1 protein-coding gene is annotated in these 1,248 nt (G+C 71.8%); it reads left to right on the forward strand.

What is annotated here, in order from left to right; all coding sequences use genetic code 11:
* Positions 1-49: 49 nt before the first annotated feature.
* On the forward strand, positions 50-1,248 hold a 1,199-nt coding region (locus ABZ371_RS32710), incomplete at its 3' end, for a non-ribosomal peptide synthetase (protein ID WP_358686590.1).

Below are 1,248 nucleotides of genomic sequence, written 5' to 3' on the forward strand. Positions count from 1 at the left end.
GGACGGGGAGCGGAGTGCTGCGTTGCGGCCGGAGAACGTGGCGTACGTGATGTACACATCCGGTTCCACCGGCACACCGAAGGGCGTGGCCATCACGCACCGCGGCGCGGTGAACGGCGTGACCCAGCTCGTCCAGAGGGTGGGGATCCGTGCCGGGTCACGGATGCTGGCGGGGACCTCGGTCAACTTCGACGTGTCCGTCTTCGAGATCTTCACGGCCCTCGCCACGGGCGCCACCGTGGAGGTGGCGCGCGACGTGCTGGAACTCGCCGAGCGGGACGGCTGGTCCGGCGGGGTCATCAGCTCCGTACCGTCGGTGTTCGACGGCATCCTCGACGACGTCGCCGGCCGGACGGACGTCGACGCGCTGGTGTTCGCCGGTGAGGTGCTGTCGGCGCCGTTCGTGGAGCGGGTGCGCACCGCCATGCCCGGTACGCGGATCCTCAACGGCTACGGCCAGAGTGAGAGCTTCTACGCGACCGCTTTCGAAGTCCCCGCGGACGGGACGGGCGACCGCACGACCGGCGCTCCCATCGGTACCCCTCTGGGGAACATGCGGGCGTATGTGCTGGGGCCGGGTATGCAGCCGGTTCCGGTGGGGGTGACGGGTGAGTTGTACGTGGGGGGTGCGATCGGCCGCGGGTATCTGGGCCGGCCGGGGCTGACGGCCGAGCGTTTCGTCGCCGATCCCTGGGGCCCGGCGGGCGAGCGCATGTACCGCACCGGCGACCTGGCCCGCTGGACCGCCTCCGGGCATCTCGAGTGCGTCGGACGTGACGACAACCAGGTCAAGGTGCGCGGTTTCCGCATCGAACCGGCCGAGGTCGAGGCGGTGCTCTGCGACCACCCCGCGGTCAGGCAGGCGGTCGCCGTGGTCCGTGACACCGGCGGCTCCCGCATGCTCGTGGGTTACGTCGTGCCGGAGACGTCACCGGCCTCCGGGCCCGACCCGGCCGAGCTGAGGCGTTTCGTGGCGGAGCGGTTGCCGGAGTTCCTGGTGCCGTCGGCGTTCGTGCTGCTGGACCGGCTGCCCCTGGGGCTCAGCGGCAAGCTGGACCGGTCCGCGCTTCCCGAGCCGGAGTCGGCCGGGGGTGAGTACCGGGAGCCGCGGTCGCCGCGTGAGGTGGTGCTGGCGGGTGTGTTCGCGGAGGTGCTGGGTCTGGAGCGGGTGGGTCTGGACGACGACTTCTTCGCGGTGGGCGGGGACAGCATCCGGTCGATCCAGGTGGTGACGCGGGCGCGGGCGCG

This window comes from Streptomyces sp. NPDC005899, from assembly GCF_040629645.1.
GTDB lineage: Bacteria > Actinomycetota > Actinomycetes > Streptomycetales > Streptomycetaceae > Streptomyces.